Origin of the sequence: Paraburkholderia sp. EG304 (assembly GCF_046543485.1) — a bacterium.
GTDB lineage: Bacteria > Pseudomonadota > Gammaproteobacteria > Burkholderiales > Burkholderiaceae > Paraburkholderia > Paraburkholderia youngii.
The window spans coordinates 1-885 of the sequence record NZ_JBKGUA010000252.1 but is presented as its reverse complement, the minus strand read 5'-3'; the positions used below and the strand labels follow the sequence as shown (position 1 = coordinate 885).

The window sequence follows — 885 nt, the reverse complement described above, 5'->3', positions numbered from 1 at the left end:
AGTTTTGAGATGCGGAGCGGTACGCGTTCGGACAAATCGCAGCAGGTTGCGCGGTGGCCATTCAGTGAGCCTGTGCACGAGGTAGACGTACGGCTCAAGGTCGCTGGCGCTGCATACGAGCACGACTTAAGTCAACGGGGGCTGGCCATCTCCGTGTTCAGTGACGCATTTCCTCCAATCGGGCCGACGGTTGTAGGAAATGTTGGGTTGCGGACAAACGGTGGGCGCTTTTCAAGCGGGTGCTGCGCTCAAAGCCGATACCCGGCAGATCGTTACCGACCATTTGCGTAGCTACCCGGCGGCCAAAGCCGAAATCCAACGATGACTTTGCAGCTTGCGTTTGAGACTCTCAATGAAGTGTCGGTAATTCAGTGCGGGGCGGTTGTCGCCGCCACGCGAGCCTCGCGAGGTGATATGCACCAGCGCACCCGACAGATAGCAGTCGAGCCGGTCACCGTACACGCGCACCTTCAGGCGATGACCGATCAGGCGCGATGGTGCGCTGTAAAGAATGCCGCGTACCGTGAAGGTGCTGCAGCGTGTGACGCGGGCTTCTTCCTCGACGAAGTCTGTGGTGCGCCTTAACGGCAGATCCATGAGTTGTTCCCGCTCAAGGCGGAACGCGGCTGCGTTACACCGGTTGCGACGTATGACGACCTCGCGCAGAAATTCATCATAGGCAGCACGATCGACGAAGTCCCGGTGACCGCGCAACATCAACGCCTGGTCGATGGCTTCGTTCAGATTGCGATGCGATGACAGAGGTGGCGCCGGAATTTCGGACAAGGTCGGTAAGTGGAACGGTCGGGGCCTGAGCTGGTCATAGGGACCAGCAAAAGGAACCCAAAGATGGCAAAAAGAAGCCGCCGGTCGCATAGCCCGGCA

1 protein-coding gene is annotated in these 885 nt (G+C 59.1%); it reads right to left on the bottom strand.

The annotated features are described in order from the left end of the window. Window positions 1-291: 291 nt before the first annotated feature. The coding region (locus ACLFKU_RS43695; RefSeq protein WP_410853383.1) for a Mu transposase domain-containing protein at window positions 292-885 on the bottom strand (594 nt) is incomplete at its 5' end.